The organism is Enterococcus hermanniensis, from assembly GCF_001885945.1.
In the GTDB taxonomy this organism is placed as follows: domain Bacteria; phylum Bacillota; class Bacilli; order Lactobacillales; family Enterococcaceae; genus Enterococcus_A; species Enterococcus_A hermanniensis.
On record NZ_JXKQ01000004.1, the window covers coordinates 214,461 to 237,298 of the forward strand.

General features: G+C 38.0%; 25 protein-coding genes and 1 pseudogene. 20 read left to right on the forward strand and 6 right to left on the reverse strand.

Annotation, left to right across the window (positions count from 1 at the left end; translation table 11 throughout):
• Positions 1–143: 143 nt before the first annotated feature.
• On the forward strand, positions 144–1,328 hold the full coding sequence (locus RV04_RS06435) for a class C sortase (protein ID WP_071857643.1): 1,185 nt from the start codon (positions 144–146) through the stop codon (positions 1,326–1,328).
• 52 nt (positions 1,329–1,380) lie between these two features.
• Positions 1,381–2,502 (forward strand): class C sortase, encoded by a 1,122-nt coding sequence (locus RV04_RS06440; protein ID WP_281246545.1) that lies wholly within the window; start codon positions 1,381–1,383, stop codon positions 2,500–2,502.
• Positions 2,503–2,598: 96 nt separating this feature from the next.
• Here RV04_RS06440 and RV04_RS06445 read toward each other — a convergent pair whose 3' ends face one another.
• Positions 2,599–3,246, reverse strand: coding sequence for a DsbA family protein (locus RV04_RS06445; RefSeq protein ID WP_071857645.1), 648 nt, complete (start codon positions 3,244–3,246; stop codon positions 2,599–2,601).
• A complete protein-coding gene (locus RV04_RS06450) occupies positions 3,243–3,851 on the reverse strand; it encodes a CYTH domain-containing protein (protein ID WP_071857646.1) in 609 nt (202 codons plus the stop codon). The genes RV04_RS06445 and RV04_RS06450 overlap by 4 nt, the downstream gene beginning before the upstream one ends.
• A gap of 203 nt (positions 3,852–4,054) precedes the next feature.
• Here RV04_RS06450 and yjbM point away from each other — a divergent pair, with 203 nt between their 5' ends.
• Genes yjbM through RV04_RS06475 form a run of 5 tightly spaced genes read left to right on the forward strand, consistent with a single transcriptional unit; the run spans position 4,055 to position 8,300 of the window.
• On the forward strand, positions 4,055–4,720 hold the full coding sequence (gene yjbM, locus RV04_RS06455) for a GTP diphosphokinase (RefSeq protein WP_071857647.1): 666 nt from the start codon (positions 4,055–4,057) through the stop codon (positions 4,718–4,720).
• A complete protein-coding gene (locus RV04_RS06460; RefSeq protein WP_071857648.1) occupies positions 4,692–5,495 on the forward strand; it encodes an NAD kinase in 804 nt (267 codons plus the stop codon). The genes yjbM and RV04_RS06460 overlap by 29 nt, the downstream gene beginning before the upstream one ends.
• 4 nt (positions 5,496–5,499) lie before the next feature.
• Positions 5,500–6,393, forward strand: coding sequence for an RluA family pseudouridine synthase (locus RV04_RS06465; protein ID WP_071857649.1), 894 nt, complete (start codon positions 5,500–5,502; stop codon positions 6,391–6,393).
• A 41-nt stretch (positions 6,394–6,434) separates the two neighbouring features.
• A complete protein-coding gene (gene mgtE / locus RV04_RS06470; protein ID WP_071857650.1) occupies positions 6,435–7,805 on the forward strand; it encodes a magnesium transporter in 1,371 nt (456 codons plus the stop codon).
• Between the two features lie 42 nt (positions 7,806–7,847).
• Complete coding sequence (locus tag RV04_RS06475; protein WP_071857651.1) at positions 7,848–8,300, forward strand: NUDIX domain-containing protein; 453 nt, start codon at positions 7,848–7,850, stop codon at positions 8,298–8,300.
• 20 nt (positions 8,301–8,320) lie between these two features.
• On the opposite strand, the gene RV04_RS06480 is transcribed toward RV04_RS06475, so the two are convergent.
• Entirely contained in the window at positions 8,321–8,956 is a 636-nt protein-coding gene (locus tag RV04_RS06480) for a copper homeostasis protein CutC (RefSeq protein WP_071857652.1), read from the reverse strand.
• Between the two features lie 193 nt (positions 8,957–9,149).
• On the opposite strand from RV04_RS06480, the gene RV04_RS06485 reads away from it, so the two are divergent.
• The 4 genes from RV04_RS06485 to recD2 all read left to right on the forward strand — a co-directional run bounded on the left by RV04_RS06485 (position 9,150) and on the right by recD2 (position 13,939).
• Positions 9,150–9,977 carry a methyltransferase domain-containing protein gene (locus RV04_RS06485; RefSeq protein WP_071857653.1) on the forward strand — a complete coding sequence of 276 codons (828 nt, stop codon included), beginning with the start codon at positions 9,150–9,152 and terminating at the stop codon, positions 9,975–9,977.
• A gap of 326 nt (positions 9,978–10,303) precedes the next feature.
• Positions 10,304–10,810, forward strand: a complete 507-nt coding sequence (trmL, locus tag RV04_RS06490) for a tRNA (uridine(34)/cytosine(34)/5-carboxymethylaminomethyluridine(34)-2'-O)-methyltransferase TrmL (RefSeq protein ID WP_071857654.1) — start codon at positions 10,304–10,306, stop codon at positions 10,808–10,810.
• Between the two features lie 27 nt (positions 10,811–10,837).
• Positions 10,838–11,494: a histidine phosphatase family protein gene (locus tag RV04_RS06495; protein WP_071857655.1), complete on the forward strand. Its 657-nt coding sequence runs from the start codon at positions 10,838–10,840 to the stop codon at positions 11,492–11,494.
• A gap of 27 nt (positions 11,495–11,521) precedes the next feature.
• Positions 11,522–13,939, forward strand: a complete 2,418-nt coding sequence (recD2, locus tag RV04_RS06500) for an SF1B family DNA helicase RecD2 (protein WP_071857656.1) — start codon at positions 11,522–11,524, stop codon at positions 13,937–13,939.
• Between the two features lie 22 nt (positions 13,940–13,961).
• On the opposite strand, the gene RV04_RS06505 is transcribed toward recD2, so the two are convergent.
• Positions 13,962–14,957, reverse strand: a complete 996-nt coding sequence (locus tag RV04_RS06505) for a diacylglycerol/lipid kinase family protein (RefSeq protein ID WP_071857657.1) — start codon at positions 14,955–14,957, stop codon at positions 13,962–13,964.
• Between the two features lie 146 nt (positions 14,958–15,103).
• On the reverse strand, positions 15,104–15,418 hold the full coding sequence (locus RV04_RS06510) for a hypothetical protein (protein WP_245791062.1): 315 nt from the start codon (positions 15,416–15,418) through the stop codon (positions 15,104–15,106).
• A gap of 198 nt (positions 15,419–15,616) precedes the next feature.
• Here RV04_RS06510 and RV04_RS06515 point away from each other — a divergent pair, with 198 nt between their 5' ends.
• Positions 15,617–16,117: a QueT transporter family protein gene (locus RV04_RS06515; protein WP_071857659.1), complete on the forward strand. Its 501-nt coding sequence runs from the start codon at positions 15,617–15,619 to the stop codon at positions 16,115–16,117.
• A gap of 37 nt (positions 16,118–16,154) precedes the next feature.
• Here the strand turns inward: RV04_RS06515 and cbpA are convergent, their stop codons facing one another.
• Positions 16,155–16,796 (reverse strand): cyclic di-AMP binding protein CbpA, encoded by a 642-nt coding sequence (gene cbpA / locus RV04_RS06520; protein ID WP_071857660.1) that lies wholly within the window; start codon positions 16,794–16,796, stop codon positions 16,155–16,157.
• A gap of 194 nt (positions 16,797–16,990) precedes the next feature.
• Here cbpA and rpmG point away from each other — a divergent pair, with 194 nt between their 5' ends.
• The 8 genes and pseudogenes from rpmG (at position 16,991) to efaA (ending at position 22,809) form a co-directional block, all read left to right on the forward strand.
• The gene (gene rpmG, locus RV04_RS06525; protein WP_071857661.1) at positions 16,991–17,143 is read left to right on the forward strand and encodes a 50S ribosomal protein L33; all 153 of its coding nucleotides are present in this window, start codon (positions 16,991–16,993) and stop codon (positions 17,141–17,143) included.
• 83 nt (positions 17,144–17,226) lie between these two features.
• Positions 17,227–17,397 (forward strand): preprotein translocase subunit SecE, encoded by a 171-nt coding sequence (secE, locus tag RV04_RS06530; RefSeq protein ID WP_071857662.1) that lies wholly within the window; start codon positions 17,227–17,229, stop codon positions 17,395–17,397.
• Positions 17,398–17,493: 96 nt separating this feature from the next.
• On the forward strand, positions 17,494–18,036 hold the full coding sequence (gene nusG, locus RV04_RS06535; protein WP_071857663.1) for a transcription termination/antitermination protein NusG: 543 nt from the start codon (positions 17,494–17,496) through the stop codon (positions 18,034–18,036).
• Positions 18,037–18,127: 91 nt separating this feature from the next.
• On the forward strand, positions 18,128–18,994 hold the full coding sequence (locus RV04_RS06540) for an alpha/beta fold hydrolase (protein ID WP_071857664.1): 867 nt from the start codon (positions 18,128–18,130) through the stop codon (positions 18,992–18,994).
• Positions 18,995–19,068: 74 nt separating this feature from the next.
• Positions 19,069–20,166 (forward strand): lactate oxidase, encoded by a 1,098-nt coding sequence (locus tag RV04_RS06545; RefSeq protein ID WP_071857665.1) that lies wholly within the window; start codon positions 19,069–19,071, stop codon positions 20,164–20,166.
• A 133-nt stretch (positions 20,167–20,299) separates the two neighbouring features.
• A pseudogene (locus RV04_RS06550) lies at positions 20,300–21,049 on the forward strand (metal ABC transporter ATP-binding protein).
• Positions 21,039–21,893: a metal ABC transporter permease gene (locus tag RV04_RS06555; protein ID WP_071857666.1), complete on the forward strand. Its 855-nt coding sequence runs from the start codon at positions 21,039–21,041 to the stop codon at positions 21,891–21,893. Before RV04_RS06550 ends, RV04_RS06555 begins: the two are co-directional and overlap by 11 nt.
• Positions 21,883–22,809, forward strand: a complete 927-nt coding sequence (gene efaA, locus RV04_RS06560; protein WP_071857667.1) for an Mn/Fe ABC transporter substrate-binding lipoprotein EfaA — start codon at positions 21,883–21,885, stop codon at positions 22,807–22,809. The genes RV04_RS06555 and efaA overlap by 11 nt, the downstream gene beginning before the upstream one ends.
• The last annotated feature ends 29 nt before the right edge of the window (positions 22,810–22,838 follow it).

Genomic DNA, 22,838 nt, shown 5'->3' on the forward strand with positions numbered 1-22,838 from the left:
ATCACTCCTAATATATTAGGGGTGATTTTTTTGTAATGAAAGAAAGATAGCTAATATCCAAATAATTAACAGAATTTATATAAATGGAATTTCTATTTTGTTTGAGGGTGTGGGAAAATTATGTTGAGTAGGGGGGAGCTATTGTGAGCAAACCGAATAGAGGGGCTAAAATTGATCTATTTTTGAAACTATCGATTGCTGTCATGTTCATTATTGGTTTTCTTATTTTTATGTATCCCTTTGTAGTGGATGCAATCAATAATGTTATCGATCAACACCGACTTGCAGAAGTCCAAATAAAGAACGAAAAACGTTCTGAAGCAGATAAAAAAAAGCGTTTGAAACAATTGGAGACTGAGAACAAACAGCTACATACAATCATCCCTGGAGTAGGTAGTTTAGCCGACCCGTTTCAGACATCTTTAAAAAAAATGGAAAGTCCTAAAAAGGAATATTTTGAACAACATATGATTGGCGCCATCTTTATTCCCAAAATCAAGGTTAGTCTGCCGATCTATGACCAGACGAATGATTTTTTGCTTGATGAGGGTGCAACAGTACTGCAAGGGACTTCTTATCCAGTAGGGGGAAAGAATACCCATTCCGTAATCACGGGACATACCGGTTTGGCGGAAAAAAAATTGTTTACGGACCTTAATAAATTAAAAAAGCAAGAGCAATTTTACCTCCATGTGGAAGAGAAAAAAATGGCCTATCAAATTGATCGAATCCGGATAGTGAAGCCAGAAGATTTCAATGCTTTGAAAATAGAAGATGGACGTGATTTAGTCACGCTGCTAACATGTACCCCTTATGGAATAAATAGTCATCGATTATTGGTTACCGGTCACCGCGTTAAGTATCCCGTTCAAGCAGCTAAAAAAATAAGAGTAACCGAGAATTATCATCGCAGTAGGATCATTTATTTGATTGCCGGATGTATTTTTTTTATCCTTATTTTCCTTTACTTTATTTGGCGAAAAATAGTTCTTTACCAATCTCAAAAACGAACGTATGATTTTATTTTTTATCTTTATCAAAATGGAAAACCGATGCCCGGTGTACGAGCATGGGTGAGTTGTAAGGGCCAAGACATTTGCAGGGCAGACAAGCTTATATATACGACTAGTGATGAGTCGGGAGTAATTAAATTTTCTCATATTCCTGGCGGGATCTACTGCGTCGAGACTGAAAATGGCTTACGAATCAAAGGGAAAATTTGGCGAGTAAAAGATTCGGTCTTTACCATTGTCGGACATCCCAGTCGAAGGCACAAACAGATCAAACAGTCGATGAAGTATGACATTATAGAAAGTAAAGGAACATAGCATGAAAAGTAGCTCGTATAACCCCAGAAAACAGTTGGTCAATAAGATTCTTATGATCGTGGTTTTTCTGGTCGGAGTATTAGTAATGACCTATCCTTTTTATATCAACGCGATCAATGATTGGATTGATCAAAAGCGAATGGAAGAAGTTCAAAAACAAAATGAGAAACGCACGAGCGAACAACTTCAGCAAGCGAAAGAACGAATGGAAGTACATAATAAAAAAATGCAAATCAATGGGTTGGTACCGCGAGCACCCTCGTTCACTCATAGTGAGGAACAAAAAATCATCACAGATAAATACCTTCATTCACATCTGATTGGAGCAATCAGTATCCCATCAATCGAGATCACCTTGCCACTCTTTGATACAACGAATGAAAAATTATTACAAGAAGGTGCGACTGTTTTACAGGGAACTTCTTATCCGACCGGTGGAATCAATACCCATGCGGTGATTTCTGCACACAGTGGATTGCCAGAAAAAAAATTGTTTACTGATTTGGAGGAAGTAAAAAAAGAGGCTATTTTCGTAATCAGTTTGTTTGATGAAAAGTTAGCCTACAAAGTGGACAAAATTGAAATCGTAAAACCTGCGGATACTTCAGTTATCAATATTGAAGCTGGACGAGACATCGTGACATTATTGACCTGTACCCCTTATATGATCAACAGTCATCGCTTACTAGTAACTGGCCATCGAGTTCCCTATACTGAAAAAATAGCTAAGACGGTCAAACGGGCAGACGATGCTCGAAATTTGAAACAACTTTTCATACTGCTGGGAATAGTCATCACCATTTCGGTACTGCTGAGTATGATCTATACCAACTTCCACAAATATTTTTTGAAAAAGCATTCCTTTAATCTAACAGTAAAATGCTTGGATTCTATGGGAAATCCTTTGGCAAACGTGCAGTTAGTGATTTATTCTAAAAATGGAAAATTGCCGATCCAACAAGCAGGCTTGCCTATGGATGCTAGGACAGACACTAACGGTTTTGCTCATTTTGAAAAAATAGCAGGCGGCGTCTACTATTTAAAAGTCAATGAAGTCTTTGGCTTCAAATTTGGTACCAAAAAATTACGCGCTCAGAAAGTTGGACTATATTTAACTAAGAAACAAAAAGAGTATATTTTTACCGAGGAGAATACGGTCATTGTCAAGTGTTGATTTTTGGAGAGTAAAAAAATAACCAAGTGGAACTGTTCATCCCTAAGATGAGCAGCTTCACTTGGTTTATTTATATTTGAAAAAGTGTTTGAATGATTAAATCAAAGAAAGATGACAATCAGTGGCTAGATGATCAAACGGGATGTTTTTATTTTGTAAATTCAAAAAAGTAGTCAAAGATTCTTTGGTATTATAGGTGTCTAAAATATGATGGATCATTTCACAGCCTTCGATACGAATGCCCGCGTCACAATCGTCGTTATAATTGTAGATGACAGCAGAAGGGTGTGAGGTGATCTGCATCTCATTGGCGATCTGCTGATCAGCTAAAAAGGCTTCTTTGACAAAGGCTGAATGCCGATCTTCTAAAAACATCTCGACATCACCGCCGATTTTAGTAAATAGTTGAAGCGCAAGCTTCTTTGAATACTTCTGTTTTTGTTGTCCGACTGCTTCTTGAAGCTCTACGAGAAAATCCCGTCCTCGTTTTTTTCCTTGAAGTTGGGCTGCTTTTACATCTAAAGCGGCTGAATGAATCTCTTGAGACAAGTCATTGCGTAATTTTATATCTTTTTCTGAAGCGCCGATGCGATTCATGAATTCTGAAATAGTATTGAGATTCATGATAGGGATCAAACGTAATTGGATTTTAAGATCGTACGCTTTGATCAATTCAATCATTCTTCGTTCAATCGATAGGCAACGTTTGCCAATAGGATTAACAAATAAATAAATCTCAATCACTGATTTTCCTCCATATCTGTGTGTAATTTTTGCTGAGCGTGGACTGCGCGAGCAATTTTGTTTTGGGTCTTGCGAAAAGGTAAGCCAAATCGTTGTAAAAATTGCTTGAAATCTTCTTCGCTAAAAGTAGCGTTAGGAACTTCTAGTTCTAATTCAAAGTCATGCTGCTGACTATACCAACTTTCATCTAAAGCTAATTTTCCTTCAGGAATCGAAAGCTCAGCGCGTTTAGTCGTTAGTTGTCCAATTAGTTGTAAATTCTCGATGGAAATATGTAAGGCCCTTAAATAGGCTAAAACTTCTTTGGCTTCAGGAACAAATTGTGCAGATTGAACATTCGCATTCACTTCTTCAAGCGATAACGCATCAGTTACTTCTAACAGACCTACGCTTTGAGGGACTTTTAAGGTTGCTTCCGCACTGTTTTCAAAACGACGGATCCTTAACCCCATCCCTTGAGCTTTCAATAGAAAATCAGGTGTATCAAAATAGATATTTGTTTGTTGGACAAATTGATTTTCAGCGATTTGGTACGAGTGCAAAAGCCGATTATATTCACTTGCTGTCAACATACTTTTATATTCAATTTCAAGAGATTTACTCAAATTCGTATACTCCCATTTCTGACCTATTATTTATCTACTTTATCCTCACATATAACAAAGGATTTAGTCAAATATTTAGAAAGAAAATTCTAAAAATGTTACCGGATTGTAACATTTGTTAAATACTGAAAATATGATAATTTTTTCTGTCGATACTTTGTGATAAGATAGGGAAGAATGGAAAAAGAAGCGAGGGATTTACGATGGAGAGAGACTGGGATTCATTTCTTGCTCCCTATGAATTAGCGGTAGCTGAGTTGAAAATAAAATTACGAGGATTACGCAAACAATACCGAACGGGCGGCGATCATATCCCAATCGAGTTTGTTACTGGGCGTGTCAAGCCAGTTGAAAGTATCATAAATAAAGCTGAATTGCGTGGGATAGCATTGGATCGTTTAGAAGAAGAGATGTCTGATATGGCTGGCGTTCGGATCATGTGCCAATTTGTGGAAGATATCCCATTGATGGTCGATATTTTACGCCGACGCAACGATATGAAGATCATTCAAGAGCGGGATTATATTACCAATCGTAAAGTTAGTGGATACCGATCATACCATTTAGTCATCGAATATCCGGTACAAATGCTTGAAGGTGAGAAAAAACTTTTGGCTGAAATCCAAATCCGGACATTGTCAATGAATTTTTGGGCAACGATTGAACATTCAATGAATTATAAATATGAAGGACAAATACCAGAAGATATTCAAAAAAGACTTTTTCGGGCAGCCGAAGCAGCTTATCAGCTAGATGAAGAAATGTCTAGTATTCGAGGCGAGATTAAAGAAGCACAACATGTATTCAATCGTAAGAAGCAAAAAAAGGAAGTGAACCGCAATGGGATTAAGGATCGGAATCATCCATAATCAAGAAGAAAAATCAATTCGGATCTTACAGCGATTGCGGGGGCTATTAGCGGACAAAGAAGGCTTAGAACTGGTCAAACAAGATCCAGAATTGGTCATCACGATTGGTGGGGATGGTACATTATTATCTGCTTTTCATCGCTACAGTCACCGTTTAGACCAAGTCCGATTTTTAGGAGTGCATACCGGACATTTAGGTTTTTATACCGATTGGCGTGATTATGAGCTGCCTGAGTTGGTAAAAAGCTTATGTGATGAACCAAGTAAAAGTGTTAGTTACCCATTACTTGATGTCGTTGTTTCTTATAGAGATGGCAAGCACAAACATTTTCTTGCATTGAATGAATCAACGATCCGTAAGGGCAGCCGAACAATGGTAGCAGATGTATACATTAAAGAAGAATTATTTGAACGATTTCGCGGAGATGGTTTAGCGATTTCAACCCCAACAGGATCAACTGCGTATAATAAAAGTGTCGGAGGAGCGGTCGTTCATCCAAGTATTAATGCGATGCAACTAGCGGAGATTGCTTCATTAAATAATCGAGTATTTCGGACACTAGGATCACCTAGTATCATTGGTTCACATGAATGGGTGGATGTTCGTTTATCTGGAGAAGGGCAACACTTGATCACGATCGATCAGCTTGATATCGTGAGTCAAGAAGTAAGTTCGATCAAATATAAAATCGCTGAGGAACGGATTCATTTTGCTTCATATCGGCATATGCATTTTTGGCATCGTGTAAAAGATGCCTTTATTCGAGAGGATTAAACACGTGGAATTTAACTGGACGTATCAAGATGAAACAAGTGCGCTTGTTCGTAGTTTTTTAAAAAGGCAAGGAATCTCAAAAAAGTTGCTTGCGAAAATCAAATTTCAAGGCGGTCAAATTTTAGTGAATGGGACAGAACAAAACGTCTTGTTTTCTTTAAATGCCCATGATATTGTAACTGTTGTGATTCCTGATGAAGCGCCGCATGAGACTTTATTGGCAGATGCAATTCCTTTAGATATCGTATTTGAAGATGAACATATTTTACTTGTCAATAAACCGGCAGGAATTGCTTCGATTCCAGCGCAATACCATCCGCGCGGAACGATGGCTAATCGAGTCAAAGCGTATTATGTCGAGCAAGGGTATCCTAATCAAGTCGTTCATGTGGTCACCCGATTAGATCGGGATACATCGGGCTTGATGTTATTTGCTAAACATGGCTTTGCACATTCAAAATTGGATCAAGGGTTACAACAAAAACAATTTATCAAAAAATATCAAGCACTGGTCTCTGGTGCAATTGAAACATTAAAAGAGCATGCCCAGATCGATTTACCAATTGGACGCGATTTGTCATCATTGATAAAACGACAAGTGATCGAAACCGGACAAAAAGCTCAAACAGAATATTGGCTAAAAAAAAGTAAGGCTCCTTTAGCCTTAGTTGATATCCAACTACATACGGGACGAACACATCAAATCCGTGTTCATTTTTCAGCAATCGACTGCCCATTATTAGGTGATGAATTGTATGGCGGAGCGATGGATCTAGGGATTCAGCGTCAGGCATTGCATTGTTATTCGCTGTCTTTTTACCATCCTTTTAGTGGTGAACGACTATTTTTTGAGCTGCCCTTAGCTTCGGATATGGCTCAAGTAGCGCAATTAATTTAAATAAAAAAGTAAGAACTAATATTACGAGTGAGGTGAGATTGATGGATGAGAACCAAGAAGAACTAGAAATACATTTCCAACAATTACGAGAAAAGTTGGATCAAAACGATCTGCAGGGATTTCGAGATGATTTTCTGGAGATGCATTTTTATGATCAAGGTCAATTTTATCAATCTTTAGATCAAGAAGAACGCCAGCTTGTTTATTCCTATTTATCTCCGAAAGAATTGGCCGATATGTTTGACGTGATCGAAGAAGACGATGAAAATATGGATGAATACCTAAATGAGATGCGTCCGCAATACGCAGCTGATATGTTATCGGAAATGTATACCGATAATGCCGTCGATTTGTTGAATGAGATCGATAAGAAAGCTGTAGCTAAATTTTTAAGTTTAATGGATTCAGAACACGCTAATGAAGTCCGCGACTTGCTTCATTATGAAGATGACACTGCCGGATCATTGATGACAACCGAATTTGTTTCGATTGTTGCAAATCAGACGGTTCGTTCTGCAATGTATGTGTTAAAAAGAGAAGCTCAAATCGCCGAAACCATTTATTATACTTACGTAGTCAATGATGACAATCAACTTGTGGGTGTTATTTCTTTGAGGGATTTAATCATCAATGATGATGATACGATGGTTTCTGATGTGATGAGCGAGCGAGTGATTGCAGTCCATGTTGGAGACGATCAAGAAGATGTAGCACAGACGTTTCGTGATTATGATTTCTTAGCGTTACCGATCACTGATTATGAGGATCATTTATTAGGAATCGTAACCGTTGATGATATCATCGATGTCATCGACGACGAAGCAGCCAGTGATTACTCTGGGCTAGCCGGAGTCAACGTCGAAGAAGTCGATGAAAATCCTGTCAAAGCGGCTTCAAGACGGTTGCCGTGGTTAGTGACATTATTATTTTTAGGGATGACAACAGCTACATTGATTAATCACTACGAAGAACTAGTGAGTAAGGCGAGTATTTTAGCAGTCTTTATCTCGTTGATCACAGGGACAGCGGGAAATGCGGGAACCCAGTCATTAGCCGTGGCTGTGCGCCGTTTAGCAATTTCTGATGATAGCGATAAGAATTTTAAAAAATTGATTATTGGTGAAGTGCTAACCGGTTTAGTAACTGGCTTTGTAACAGGAATAACGATTTTTATTATCGTAGGGATTTGGAAACATAATTTCATATTAGGTTTCGTGATTGGAACTGCGATGATGGCAGCAATTACCGTAGCAACTTTAGCAGGTAGTTTGATTCCGATGGTGATGGAAAGACTAGGTTTTGATCCAGCAGTAGCGAGTGGACCGTTCATTACAACATTAAGTGATTTAACCAGTGTATTGATTTATTTCAATATTGCTAGTCTTTTTATGGAACGGTTTATTGGTCAATAAAGTGAAAGTTAAAAGACGTATGCTGAAAGTAGTGAGAAAAATTTGAAAAAAGCTTATGGCATTATTATTCGCAATGGTCTGATCTTGTTGGTTCGACGACCGGGCCTACCGATTTGGGATTTACCCGGTGGTGATTTATTACCCAATGAGAATGAGCGAGAGGGGTTGCGACGGTTAATCAAAGAAGTCCTTTCTTTCGATAGCACTGTCGAAGATTTAGTGGGAATCTACACGAAAGAGTATCAGGAAGACATTACTTATGTATATAAAGTCGAAGAAGTAGTATCTCAAAGTCAGATGGAATCCCATGAATATACAGCATTCAGTTTTTTTGATCTCCATACGTTACCATTAAATCTTTTTCCCGACCGGCAACGTCAGATTAAAGATTATTTAACGGGACGTTACCCTGTTCGTTTACGATTTCGCAAAAATCTTTGGTTAGCAAAGGCAGAAAATTTTTTAGTAGAACGAAAAAAAAGGAACCGACGTTAACTGTCAGTTCCTTTTTTTGTTTAAAAAGTGACGATCTTCGTGCCATGAACTTCATTGATTCCTAATTCAGTAGCGATTTTTTCAGCATTTTCAGCATTGATCCCACCACCAGGTAATATGATGATGCGACCAGCTGCATAATCGACTAATTCTTTCAGATGTGGCAGGTTTTCCTCGATCGGTGTATTTAAGGGACCTCCGTGAGTTAAGATACGATCGATGCCCAACTTTACAAACCAATCGATCGTTTTGAATTGTTCCGCTTTCGAAAGTTCATCAAAAGCCATATGGAAAGTCGTCATTAACCCCTCACTGTTGCCAATCAACATTTCTAAGGCTTCTTCATCGACTTCATGATCTTCCGTAAGACAGCCAAAAACGACCCCATCTGTTCCGGCATTTTTTGCATGGATCAAATCATTTTCCATAATTTTTAATTCGATATCATTGTATACGAAGTTTCCACCTCTTGGTCGGATCATCGTCATGATCGGAACATGTTTTTCTCCAGCATAAGCCAAGACCTCTTCGATTACACCCATGCTAGGCGTTGTTCCACCGGCGGCTAGGTTATCGCATAGTTCGATGCGATTTGCTCCGGCTTGGATGGCCTTAGGGATATCCGTATAATTTTCAGCACAAAATTCTTTGATCATTTTTGTTTCCTCCTGAGTTAAAATGTTGATCCTGATACAGACTGTCTTTTGATTCGGTAATTAATGGTAATACAAAAAATAATAGTCTTTGAATCAAAAAAAGCTGACTGATATCTCCAGTATAGTGTAGCATATCTGGATGATAGTAGGAATAAAAGAACTATGCTATGATAACAAAAAAGGAAGTGGAAAGATGTTAAAAAAAATTGATAAAGGTGCGTTATTTTTAGCTGAACAACAACAGCTTTTTCGCTGCCCAAATTGCCATGAAAAAATGCTTCAAAATGAAAAGAGTTTAGTTTGTGAAAAAGGTCATCGTTTTGATCTTTCAAAAAAAGGCACGCTCTACTTTTTAGCCCATCAAATCAAAACGGACTATGATCATGAGATGTTCGATCCGCGAGGAAGAATGATTCGTTCTGGAATGTATCAACCAGTGATCGAAAAAATAGCTGATTTTATCCAAACTGGGAACGTATTAGATGTAGGCTGTGGGGAAGGCAGTTTTCTCCGTCAAATCAGCCAGTTAAAAGAAAATCCAGTCACGATTGGATTTGACATCGCAAAGGAAGGAATCTATCTTGCGAGCAATCAACCATTGGATGCTTTTTGGTGTGTTGCAGATTTAACGAATTTGCCTTTTGCAGATCAGTCTTTTGATACGATTTTAAATATATTTTCACCTTCACACTATCGTGAGTTCAAACGTGTATTAAAGTCAGACGGTTGTGTGGTAAAGGTGGTCCCACAATCGGACTATTTACAAGAATTACGAGCGATCTACCATCCAGATGGCCCAGCGTATTCAAACGAAGCGGTCATTCAGCGATTTACAGAGGAATTAACAATCACTCAACGTGAACGTGTGACTTATGAATTTGAGATTCCTGAAGAACGTCGTTTAGATATATTAGAAATGTCGCCATTAGAATGGAAGGTCTCTGATGAGGTCAAAGCAGGCTTGGCAGCAGACCCGTTAAAGAAAATAACAATTGATGTAGAAGTATTAAAAGGTTATTAGAGTAATCGCTTTCATTAAAAATTCTGAAAATAGAAGGTTGCATTTGTTACTTCGTGATGTTATAGTACAAACAAGTTGTTTTTCATTGGTTTTTATCAGGTTCCTGTTCTGATAAAAGTTAGTGAAAAGTACTTCACTAACGTAGTGACTCGCCGTGCTAGACACCGAGTTGGTACGTTTTTTTTTTGGTCAAAATCAACTACATATTGATGACATTAGCGGTATAATAACGTGGTGAATAAGTAGCATTACTAAATAAAAGCCACTGCTGATAACAGATAAAAATAAATGCTAAAAATTTGATCTAAGGAATGAGGAGAGTCACCATGACAAATCATATCGTTTTATTTGAACCACAAATCCCAGCGAACACTGGTAATATCGCACGCACGTGCGCAGCGACAAATTCACCACTACATTTGATCGAGCCATTAGGATTTTCTACTGATGATAAACACTTGAAACGTGCGGGTCTTGATTATTGGAATGATGTCAATATTACATATCATAAGGATCTAGCAGCCTTTTTAGAATTTTTAGAAGATCGTCAGCTTCACCTAATCACTAAGTTTGCAAATGCGACTTACTCTGAAATCGACTACACGGATGATGCAGATCACTTCTTCATGTTTGGAAAAGAAACAACCGGTTTGCCAGAAGAATTCATGCGTGAAAACTCAGAAAAATGTTTACGAATACCAATGAATGACGAACATGTTCGTTCTCTGAATTTATCTAATACAGTTGCATTAGTCGTCTATGAAGCTTTGCGTCAACAAGCATTTCCTAACTTAGAATTAGCTCATCACTATGAACACGATAAATTAGACTAATACGATGTATCAAGAAAGGGCGTTTAGATGAAACTTTATTTTACACGACATGGTAAAACACGTTGGAATGATGAAAAACGTTTTCAAGGCATGATGGGAGATTCGCCTTTATTACCAGAAAGTTTAACTGCAATCGATGCGTTAGGACAAGAATTGAAAGATATCTCTTTTGAAAAGATTTATACGAGTAGTTTGAAACGAGCATATCTAACAGCAGAAGGAATCAACAAACAATTAGCTACACCAGTAGAAATCATTCGTACAGATGACCTAAGAGAACTTGGATTAGGAACTTTAGAGGGGCAATTGATCCCTGTGATTGAAGAACGCTATCCAAAAGATATGGTGCATTTACGTCAGCATTTAGATTTATATGATCCAACACCGTTTGATGGTGAGCCAATCGAAGATATGTTGCAAAGGATTAATCAGTTCGTTGAAAAAGCTGTTACCGAGGCAAAAGAAGGCCCACTGCTTTTTGTCGGTCACGGTGCCGCGTTGACCGCAGCGATCCAATCATTGACGGGGAAACCATTAGCAGAACTTCGTGATATGGGTGGGTTATATAATAATAGTTTGACGATTTTAGAAGCTGATGCGAGCCAACCACCGTATAAAATGATCCAATGGAACGATGTCCGCTTTTTAGAGGGACTTGGTTCAAAACCAGATGCATTGCTTTAACCGTTAAGCATAGAAAGGAGGAGCAAAATGTCAGAAGAACAACTATATATCGTAGGTACGCTAAAAGTGGTTTTTTTCCAAAATGCGAGTAATTTCTACAAAGTCTTGCTGATCGATGTCCGAGATACCAATAGTGATTATTTAGAAAAGGAAATCGTAGTCACTGGTAGTTTTGGCGATGTGCAAGAAGATGAAGAATATCGTTTCTTTGGGCATTTTGTCGATCATCCTCGATATGGTAAACAATTTTTAGTTGAAAGTTATGAACAAGCACAACCAACGTCGGCAAATGGGGTGATCAGCTATCTTTCCAGTGATAAATTTCCTGGTATCGGTAAGAAAACAGCTGAAAAAATTGTTGAAATCTTAGGCGAAGAAGCTATTGATCAAATTATTGATAATCCAGCAGTTTTAGCTAAGATTCCTAACCTGAACATCAAAAAACAAAAGATCATTGTCGATACGATCAAACAAAATCATGGCATGGAAAAAATCATTGTAGGCTTAAGCCGTTATGGTTTTGGGAGTCAACTCTCTTTCGCGATTTTTCAAAAATATCGAAATGAAGCTTTAGAAGTAATTACAGAAAATCCTTATCAACTAGTGGAAGATATCGAAGGTGTAGGCTTTAAAAAAGCCGATGCCATCGCAGAGCAACTAGGGATTGCAGCGGATAGTACCCAACGAATTCGAGCAGCGATTTTACACCAAGTAACTGAAAATGCCAATCAGAGTGGGGATACCTATGCAGAAGCACAACAATTATTGTCGGAAGTCTTGCAATTATTAGAAACAGCTCGTCCGATAGAGATCGCTCCAGATCGGATCGCGACAACGATCATCCAACTAGTTGAAGAAGAAAAAATCCAGCAAGAAGCAACCAAGATTTATGAGAATACATTGTATTATAGTGAGTGGGGGATTGCGGCTTCGATCGAGCGTCTGTTAGCACGTAAAAAAGAAATCAACTATCCTAAAACAACGATTGAAAAAAAATTACGGATCATTGAGAAACAGTTAAAAATCACTTATGGTGATTCACAAGATGAAGCAATCAAAGAAGCGATTCGTTCGCCTTTATTTATTTTGACTGGTGGACCGGGAACGGGTAAAACAACCGTAATCAATGGAATCGTAAAGCTATTTGCTGAATTAAATGGCTTATCTTTGGATCCTAAAGATTACACTAATGCGATTTTTCCGATTCTTTTAGCTGCGCCGACTGGGCGAGCAGCCAAGCGGATGAATGAGACGACAGGATTACCGGCCAGTACGATCCATCGATTGTTGGGGCTGAATGGTCATGACGACACACCGGATATCGAAGCCAAAGAATTAGATGGCGGTCTTTTGATCGTGGATGAAATGTCGATGGTCGATACTTGGTTGGCGAATACCTTATTAAAATCGATTCCTGATAATATGCAAGTTATTTTTGTTGGAGATAAAGACCAATTGCCATCAGTTGGACCAGGGCAAGTTTTCCATGATTTGTTGCAAAGCGAAGCGATTCCAAAAATGGAATTGACGGATATCTATCGCCAAGGTGATGGCTCTTCGATCATTCCTTTAGCACATGAGATCAAAGATGGGAAATTGCCGAGTGATTTCAGGAAAAATCAAACAGACCGCTCGTTTATTGCTTGCCATGCCTTTCAAATGGAAGAAGTTGTCCGTCAAATCGTTGAACGGGCTAAGAAAAAAGGCTATACAGCTCAAGATGTTCAAGTCCTAGCTCCAATGTATCGCGGGCCGGCTGGGATCGATGCGATCAATAAAATGATGCAAGAAATTTTTAATCCAAATGATGGCCGTAAAAAAGAAGTCCAATGGAATGATGTCGTCTATCGAATCGGAGACAAAGTCCTGCAACTAGTCAATAATCCAGAATTGAATGTTTTCAATGGTGACATGGGCATGATCGTAGGGATCATTCCAGCCAAAGAATCAGACGACAAAGTTGATGAACTAGTGATCCAGTTCGATAACAATGAAGTAAGTTACAAACGTTCGGAATGGAATAAAATCAAATTATCCTATTGCTGTTCGATCCATAAGTCGCAAGGTAGCGAGTTCAAAATGGTACTTTTGCCGATGGTCAAACAATATTCGCGAATGCTACAACGCAATTTGTTGTATACAGCAGTCACTAGAAGCAAAGACTTATTGATTTTATTAGGTGAAGAAGAAGCTTTTCAATCTTGTGTGACGAGAGAGTCTGCCGTTCGTAAAACAACATTAATCGAACGAATTTTGACGGGCACAGAAACAGCACCAGCAAAACCAAAAGTAGAACCTTTTAAAGCTGAAGAACAAAAGAAAGATCCCGAAGAGCTTTCTGATACGATCAAAAGCTCTACCGTGTTAACACCAAGCTTAGTAGCTAGTCAAACCATTGATCCAATGATTGGAATGGAAGGTGTCACCCCCGCATTGTTTATGTAATTAAAAGGACAGAAAATAAATCTTAAGATTTATTTTCTGTCCTTTTTTCTGTATACCAAATGTATTGAGTAGCCGTTGAGAAGTTTAGATCAAATGAGCGTTCGCCCATCGTTTCACCATCTGCTTGCCCATGTTCTGGACTGACTGAGACGATTCGCAAACGACTGCTGGTGAAATGCTGATAATGCTTATTATTCGTATGTTTCTGTCGGACTAATTGGATCAAGAATCGTAAAATAGCCGGTAAATTTGGTTTTTCTACAACAACTAAATCAATCAAATCTTTTCGAGGGTCTGCCATTGGAGCAATCGCGACACCACCGCCAAAATACGGAATGTTTGTTGTTGTACACAAAAATGTTCGTTCAAAATCCAAACTTTGCCCATTTAACTCAACTAAAATTGGAAATGTCTTTTGCGTAAAAATTGCTTTTAAAAGATATAGGGCGTAAGAAGTCGATCCTAAGTGGTATTTATTCAATAATTTTTTTGAAGTAGAAGCATTAGTTGTTGCAACGATCAGAGCGTCCAAACCGATACCGATATTATTCAAAACAATGCCTTGCTCGTCACGAATTTTTTCATCGTAACGAAAAACATTGATTGGTTGGGGCTGAGTAGCAGAAACGATTTGTTCAAAGGCTTTCTGCGGATCACGAGATAAACCGATTCCTCGAGCAAAATCATTTCCTGATCCAGCAGGTACATAACTTACCGGACGTTCGATGTCTAAAAGATAGAACTGATTGACTACTTCATGAAGCGTCCCATCCCCACCGATAACGACTAATAGATGAAAAGAAGTATCTACATGATCTTGTTCACAACTGGGTGACCAGATACTTAATAATTCTGATAAACGGGTAACGATTTCTCGTTCGTCTCCAGGTTTTTTAGTATAATACGGTGTATAAGTATAATTTCCAGCATCCATCAATTGGATGATTTTTTCAGCTTTTTTTGCTCCGTTGCCACTACCAGCAGCGGGATTAATTAATATATGATAATGAAAATTCATGACCTCGATCCTTTCAAAAACTGATTATAACAGAGTAATGGAAGGAACTGTATAAAATTGGATTATTTTTTACTCATCGATTAGTAAGACAAGTAAAATAATAATATGTGATAGGCGAGGCCGGCTTCTTATCATTGGATATTTGTTTAGTTTGTAAGAGCGTCATCTTTTTGAATGAACCACTCAATGATTTTTTTGTCATAATTTGTAAAAATATCATCCTCATAGACTTCAATTGTTTTTGAGCAATGATGGATTTTTACGGCGAGTATATGCCAAATAAATAAAGAAGCTTCAGTATCATGGTATTCGATTCTATATTTTTCAATTAATGGTGCTCGTGTGCTACAACAATTGTAGTTTGTGGATGTCCAACGGCCTTTAATCGTAGCGTGTCCGTTTACTTTAGCTTGTTGGTACAACTCTTCTAATTCATGATCGATCCCTAGCATTATTTCCATCAACCTCCATTTAAAATAATTCTTGAATTGATTGTATCACTGACATTAAACGAAACTCAATTTTTCTATCTTATAGTAAAAAATCTAGTGAACAAACAAAATAGAGAGAATTACACTGCCTGGATAATGTGTTATAATACCCGAAGCGGTTCATCAACCATCCCGCTTTAAAAAAACTCGGAGAAAGAAGGACTTTTCATGAATGTGGTAGAAAAAAGACGTGTGAACGTTGTTGTCGTTAATGGAATTATTATGGCGCTCTATTTAGCACTGACAATTTTAGTTTCACCGGTTGCATCGGGCGCTATCCAATTTCGTATTTCAGAAAGTTTGAATCATTTAGTTGTATTCAATCGGAAGTACTTATGGGGAATTTTTGGGGGCGTCATCATCTATAATGCGATTTTTGGTATGGGCTGGTTGGATGTGGTCTTCGGTGGAGGACAAACACTATTAGCTTTAGCCTTAACAGCCGCGTTACAAAATATCGTAAAAAATACAAAAGTACGTTTAGCGTTGAATGTGGTTTTCTTTAGCGCCAGCATGTTTTTGATTGCATTAATGTTGAATCTGACCTTGCAGTTGCCATTTTGGCCAACATACGGTTGGACTGCGTTAAGTGAAGCAATCATTATGACTATCTCAGCACCAATCATGTATTATATAGATAAACGTTTGAATTTTGCAAAAAGAGTATAAGAAAAGACAGCCCCGATCAGAGGGGCTGTCTTTTTTATTACTCATGCATTGAGAGAGCTTCAACGTCTTGAATCTCAAAATGTTTTCGTTCAAGATAATCAATAATCTGATTCAATTTGTTTTCATCGACACCTGCAGGTAAGGTAAACAATGTCCTACGACCTTTGAAATCTTTGCCGACATCTAAAGTGATGCAGCTAGCAACTGGAGTGAATTTTGAAATACATTTCGCCATCATCGCTAAATCACCACGTTTTCCTTCAGAAACAACTGTTAAGACATAGCTACCGGTTTGGATGTTCCAAGATTGGGAGAGCATATTTAACAACGTACTATGAGTAAGGATGCCGTAAAAGTGATGATTTTCATCTAGAACTGTTATGTAAGGTAATTCTTTGATTGTAAAGAAGATTTGGAAAAAAGATGTATCTAACGAAATAAATTTTGTGGCATTTTTTAGTAAGTGGGTGACTGGTAGTGTCATATCACCACCGTTTGATTTGTGCCGATAAATGTGCATTTTATAAATATTGCCTCGGAAAATTTGGTTGCTCTCATCAAGAATCGGAACACATCGAAAACCAGTACCTTCTAAGATATCTAGCGCTTCTTGTAGTGTTGTTGATTCATTAATAGTGGTCAAATTCTCTTTGGGATAAACGAGACTTTTTAATAACATCCAATAGCCCTCCAATAAAGCAATTCATTCTTTCATCATATTATCATATTCTACTAAAGAAAGAAATTTATTTTAAAAAGATTTATTTAGTTTGCTGTTTAATAACAAATAAGCAGTTATTTATTCGTTGGTGGATTGACAGGAAAAATATTTGATGATACTGTTAGTTTGTAACTTTGTGAGGAGGGATCGCTGTGGCATCAAAGAAAGCGGCTCTAGCCTGCACTGTGTGTGGTTCAAGAAATTACACAAAGGCAATTAGTGAAGGCAAACGCGGTGAGCGTTTAGAGATTAATAAATTTTGTAAGCATTGCAATCAATATACGAAACATAAAGAAACTAAATAATTTTTTTATTGGTTATTAGACTGTGATTATTGTCAGTCATCTAGAGCGATTTATTGCTAAATATATGGTAGGAGGATATTCGATTGAATTTTTTACGCAGCGTAAAAGAAGAAATGAAATTAGTTTCATGGCCTTCAAAAAAACAATTGCGCCATGATTCATTGGTTGTTATCGAAACAGCGATCATCTTTGCATTGATGTTTTTCATCATGGATACGGCGATCCAAGCACTGATTAATTTAGTGATTCGCTAGTAGCCAATTCAAAAAAAGCATGTTATACTACTTGTGAGAAAAAACCTTGGGGATGCTGAGGTTTTTTTATTTTAGAACGAGGAGCCGATTACGAGAATGGAAACTTTTGAAAAACAATGGTATGTCTTGCATACTTATTCCGGCTATGAAAACAAAGTAAAAGCAAATATTGAGTCCCGTGCCCAAAGCATGCGCATGGAAGATTATATTTTCCGTGTCGTTGTACCTGAAGAAACTGAGACAGAGGTTAAAGGCGGCAAAGAAAAAGAAATCGTCCATAAAACTTTCCCTGGTTATGTTTTAGTTGAAATGGTTATGACAGATGATTCTTGGTACGTTGTTCGTAACACTCCAGGCGTAACTGGATTTGTTGGTTCACATGGAGCCGGAAGCAAACCAGCACCATTGATGCCAGAAGAAATCAACCATATCTTGCGTTCATTAGGTATGAGTACTCGTCAACATGATATTGATGTTGAAGTGGGTGAAACAGTTAAAATCATCGAAGGTGCTTTTGCTGGTCTTGAAGGAGTAATCACGGAAATCGATGACGAACGTGATAAAATCAAAGCGAACATTGATATGTTCGGTCGTGAAACAAGTACTGAATTAGACTTCGATCAAATCGATAAAATTTAATTATTAAAGCTGGGACAAGCGTCTCAGCTTTTTTTATTGCTGAGGTATAATAGTAATAAACTTTGTGTACGTAGGAGAGAGTGTGTGGAAAATGAAAAAATGGATGATTAGTTTGCTAGCTATGCTCACTATTTTCATGCTAGCTGGATGTAGAACAAGTCAAACAAAAACAAAAAAATCGGTCGATAAAACAACTACTAGTACTCAGCAAAAAAAAGTAACACCACTTAAGTCATCAACACCAACTGTTTTTATCCACGGGTATGGTGGAACAGTCAATTCTTTTGGTGGTATGATTCAACGGCTGGAAAAAGCTGGAGAAACAAAAAAAGAATTAGTGATCACAGTCGAAGCAGATGGTACTTTGCAAGTAGAGGGCCAACTAAATCAAGAAAAAGTGAATCCAAGTGTTCAAGTTTTATTTGCAGCAAACCAAGATAATGAGTGGAATCAAACAGAATGGATCTATACGGTATTAAAATATCTAAAGCAAGCAGGTGCTGATCAAGTCAATTTAGTGGGTCATTCAATGGGGGGTGTCAGTTCTCTACGTTACTTAACGACATACGGTCAACCAACAGATGCATCGAATGTTCAAAGATTAATTGCGATTGGAGCTCCTTTTAATGATTTTACCGATACAGCGACTGAACAAACAGTCGATGAATTATTACAAAATGGGCCAAGTCAGCAATCGAGTCGATACACAGATTATCGTTCAGGCGTCACCAATATACCTGTGACAACTACTTTTTTATTAATTGCTGGAAAAGCGGATGACCAGGCTACTTCAGATGGAACGGTTCCGTTAACTAGTGCTTTGGCTCCATATGCATTATTGAAGGCCCATGGCAACCAAGTCACGGAACAAATATTCACAGGGCAACAGGCGCAGCACAGTCAGTTGCATGAAAATTCCGCAGTCGATAAAGCAGTGATAAAATTTTTATGGAGATAGAAGTATAATTATTTGCTTACTTTTAGTAAGAGTATTAAAATAATCCATGTAATTAAATGAAAGAAGGAATTATCATGGTTTATCAAACAAGTAACGAAGAGCATCCAATTGAAATTGTCAATATTGCTTCATTAGAAAAACGGGTCAAAGAACGTATGGATAAAGGAGCCTTTGGGTATATTCGCGGCGGCTCAGAAGATGAATGGACAATGAAAGAAAATACCTCTTCATTCAATAATAAAACGATCATGCCCCGTGTATTACGTGGTGTGGATCATGCGGATTTAACGACTAAATTATGGAACATTGATCTTTCGACTCCGATTATTCAAGCGCCTTCTGCTGCACAGGGATTGGCACATGAAAAAGGAGAAGCTGATACTGCTAAAGGTGTAGCGGCAGCCGGTTCAATTTTTTCTATCAGTACTTACGCAAATACAACGATTGAAGCTGCGGCAGCATCAGCCCCAGAAGCACCTCAATTCTTTCAATTATATATGAGTAAAGACGATAGATTTAATGAATTCATTTTAAATAAAGCCGTTCATGCGGGCGCTAAAGCAATTATTTTAACAGCTGATTCAACCTTAGGTGGTTATCGGGAAGAAGATATCATCAATGACTTCCAGTTTCCACTACCCATGCCTAACTTAGCTGCTTATAGTGAACAAAGCGCTAGCGGAGATGGTGCAGGCAAAGGTATCGCTGAAATTTACGCTGCAGCAAAACAAGGTTTGATTCCTGAAGACATCAAGAAAATCAAAGAGTTAACGGATTTACCTGTTTTTGTTAAGGGAATCCAAGCCCCAGAAGATGCAGAAGTGGCCATTGCTGCTGGTGCAGATGGTATTTGGGTATCCAATCATGGTGGTCGTCAACTAGATGGTGGGCCAGCCTCTTTTGATGTTTTACCGTTGATTGCTGCTGTCGTGAATAAGCGTGTTCCGATTGTATTTGATAGCGGTGTTCGTCGTGGTGAACATGTCTTCAAAGCATTGGCTAGTGGTGCTGATTTGGTCGCTATTGGTCGTCCGGTGATTTATGGCTTAAATTTAGGCGGTGCTGAAGGTGTTACATCCGTCTTTGAACATTTAAATAAAGAATTGGCCATTACAATGCAATTGGCTGGGACAAAAACGATTGAAGAAATTAAAAATGTAACGCTGAAATAAATAATTAAGTAAAAATCACTAAAGAAAGTTAACTTTCTTTAGTGATTTTTTTTGATTTGATTGCACCCGCTTTCTTTTTAGTCTATTATTAATACTAAAGTTAGGCTAACCTAAAAATAGAAAGAGGGAAACTATGGAGAATATATTTATTAAAGAATTATCTGTTGCTTACCGAGGAAAGTTAGCAGTGAAAAAAATAAATTTAACTTTGACGTCAGGAAAAATGACTGGGATCATCGGTCCTAATGGTGCAGGAAAGTCAACTTTGCTAAAAGGTATTTTAGAATTGGTGAAGCTTCAATCTGGGTAGGTGACTTATGGAAAACAACCTTTAGTCAAAGAACGCAAAAAAATTGCTTATGTTGAGCAACGACAAGATATCGATTTAAGCTTTCCTATCGATGTTTTCGGAGTGGTTTTGTTTGGTACTTATCCGCATTTGAAAATATTTCAACGACCAGGAAAAAAAGAGAAAAAATTTGCTACAGAGTGTTTAGAAAAAGTCGGCTTGGCAGAATTTGCTGATCGGCAAATCAGTGAGTTGTCCGGTGGACAATTACAGCGAGTCTTCATCGCTCGAGCTTTAGCACAAAAAGCAGAGTGGATTTTATTAGATGAACCTTTCGCTGGAATCGATGCGACGAGTGAAAGGATCATTATTCAGCTATTGAAAAATTTACGCGATGAGGGAAAATCAATCGTAATCGTCCATCACGACCTTCACAAAGTGAATGAGTATTTTGACGAGGTTATTCTACTGAATAAAGAGTTGGTTGCATCAGGCCCAGTCGAACGAACCTATACTATATCAAATATGGAAAAGACCTATGGAAATGACATTACTCAAATGTTGAATAATGGAGGTGCTGGGTTTGCTGTATGATTTTTTTCAAGGCTTAGCTGACTATCAGTTTTTACAAAATGCCTTGTTGACTTCAGTAATGGTGGGGATTTCAGCGGGAGTCATCGGCTCATTCATTATTTTGCGAGGAATGTCTTTGATGGGGGATGCGATTTCTCACGCAGTACTGCCAGGAGTCGCAATATCCTATATGTTAGGTAGCAGCTATATTATCGGCGCAACATTTTTTGGTGTCTTTTCAGCGGCATTGATCGGTTTTATCGGAAAACACAGTCGATTGAAGAATGATACCGCGATTGGGATCGTTTTTAGTTCCTTCTTTGCTTTAGGAATTATTTTGATTTCCTTTGCTCGCAGCGCTACAGATTTGTATCATATTTTATTTGGAAATGTTTTGGCAGTCCGTGATTCAGATATGTATCTGACAGCGATTGTGATGGGCATCGTTGTTATCGTCGTCGGTCTATTTTATAAGCAATTAAAACTGAGTTCATTTGCCCCAACAATGGCGCAGTCTTATGGTTGGAATATTGGCTGGATCAATTATGGGTTAATGTTTTTACTGACCTTAGTTGCGGTGACGTCTTTACAAACAGTTGGTACGATTCTTATGATCGCCATGCTGATCACGCCGGCAGCAACAGCTTATTTACTAACTAATCGATTATCGATAATGATTGGTTTGTCGACCGTTTTTGGTGTATTGAGTGCTATGATTGGCTTGTATTTTAGTTATAGTTATAACTTGCCTTCAGGAGCAACGATTGTAATGACTGCGGCTGTATTTTTCATGTTGGTATTTTTATTTTCACCAACAAAGGGATTGTTTCAGCAAATCAAAAAGGAGCGAGTAGATGAGGTATAAAGGATTAATTTTCGTCAGTATTTTAGCCGTGATGTTTCTAGCCGGATGTGGGACTAAAAGTTCTGAACAAGCTACTACTGATGAGCAGAATAAATTAACCGTAGTAGCGACCAATTCAATTATTGCGGATATGGTAAAAGAAGTTGGAAAAGAAAAGGTCAGTCTTCATAGTATCGTCCCGGAAGGTACTGATCCTCATGAATATGAGCCGCTGCCAGAAGATATCAAACAAGCGAGTAAAGCTCAAATTATTTTTTACAACGGATTAAATCTAGAAACAGGAAATGGTTGGTTTGAAAAATTAATGACAACAGCCAAGAAAAAAGCGGATCAAGACTATTTCGCAGTAAGTAAAAACGTAGAAGCCATCCACTTGACCAATAGTAAGCAAGAAGATCCTCATGCTTGGTTGGATATCGCCAACGGTATTTTATATGTTAAAGAGATCCAAACGGTTTTAAGTGAAAAAGATCCTGATAATCAGGCAAGTTATCAAAAAAATGCCGATGCGTATATTGAAAAATTAAAAAAATTGGATCAATCAGCTAAAGCGGAATTTGCAGATATTCCGGCGGAGAAAAAATTATTGGTAACCAGTGAAGGCGCCTTTAAGTATTTTTCAAAGGCCTATGATTTAAAGGCTGCTTATATTTGGGAGATTAATACAGAAAGTCAGGGGACACCTGAACAAATGAAACAAATTGTGGAAAGTGTACGAGGCTCGCATGTTCCTTCTTTATTTGTCGAAACAAGTGTCGATAAGCGTAGCATGGAGCGGCTATCCAAAGAAGTCGATGTTCCGATCTATAGTACACTCTATACGGATTCACTTTCTAAGAAGGGTGGTTCGGGGGATAGTTATTATAAAATGATGAAATGGAACCTAGAAAAAATCCATGAGGGATTGTCCAAATAAAAACAGGCTGCTGAATTCAATTCAGCAGC

Excerpts from the sequence above, each read along its gene's own strand:
- efaA (WP_071857667.1), top strand. The coding sequence starts at position 21,883 with ATGAGGTATAAAGGATTAATTTTCGTCAGTATTTTAGCCGTGATGTTT.
- RV04_RS06510 (WP_245791062.1), bottom strand. The coding sequence starts at position 15,418 with ATGGAAATAATGCTAGGGATCGATCATGAATTAGAAGAGTTGTACCAA.
- RV04_RS06495 (WP_071857655.1), top strand. The coding sequence starts at position 10,838 with ATGAAACTTTATTTTACACGACATGGTAAAACACGTTGGAATGATGAA.
- RV04_RS06505 (WP_071857657.1), bottom strand. The coding sequence starts at position 14,957 with ATGAATTTTCATTATCATATATTAATTAATCCCGCTGCTGGTAGTGGC.
- RV04_RS06515 (WP_071857659.1), top strand. The coding sequence starts at position 15,617 with ATGAATGTGGTAGAAAAAAGACGTGTGAACGTTGTTGTCGTTAATGGA.
- mgtE (WP_071857650.1), top strand. The coding sequence starts at position 6,435 with ATGGATGAGAACCAAGAAGAACTAGAAATACATTTCCAACAATTACGA.
- trmL (WP_071857654.1), top strand. The coding sequence starts at position 10,304 with ATGACAAATCATATCGTTTTATTTGAACCACAAATCCCAGCGAACACT.
- RV04_RS06460 (WP_071857648.1), top strand. The coding sequence starts at position 4,692 with ATGGGATTAAGGATCGGAATCATCCATAATCAAGAAGAAAAATCAATT.
- RV04_RS06480 (WP_071857652.1), bottom strand. The coding sequence starts at position 8,956 with ATGATCAAAGAATTTTGTGCTGAAAATTATACGGATATCCCTAAGGCC.
- nusG (WP_071857663.1), top strand. The coding sequence starts at position 17,494 with ATGGAAACTTTTGAAAAACAATGGTATGTCTTGCATACTTATTCCGGC.
- yjbM (WP_071857647.1), top strand. The coding sequence starts at position 4,055 with ATGGAGAGAGACTGGGATTCATTTCTTGCTCCCTATGAATTAGCGGTA.
- RV04_RS06540 (WP_071857664.1), top strand. The coding sequence starts at position 18,128 with ATGAAAAAATGGATGATTAGTTTGCTAGCTATGCTCACTATTTTCATG.
- RV04_RS06545 (WP_071857665.1), top strand. The coding sequence starts at position 19,069 with ATGGTTTATCAAACAAGTAACGAAGAGCATCCAATTGAAATTGTCAAT.
- recD2 (WP_071857656.1), top strand. The coding sequence starts at position 11,522 with ATGTCAGAAGAACAACTATATATCGTAGGTACGCTAAAAGTGGTTTTT.
- RV04_RS06440 (WP_281246545.1), top strand. The coding sequence starts at position 1,381 with ATGATCGTGGTTTTTCTGGTCGGAGTATTAGTAATGACCTATCCTTTT.
- RV04_RS06485 (WP_071857653.1), top strand. The coding sequence starts at position 9,150 with ATGTTAAAAAAAATTGATAAAGGTGCGTTATTTTTAGCTGAACAACAA.
- cbpA (WP_071857660.1), bottom strand. The coding sequence starts at position 16,796 with ATGTTATTAAAAAGTCTCGTTTATCCCAAAGAGAATTTGACCACTATT.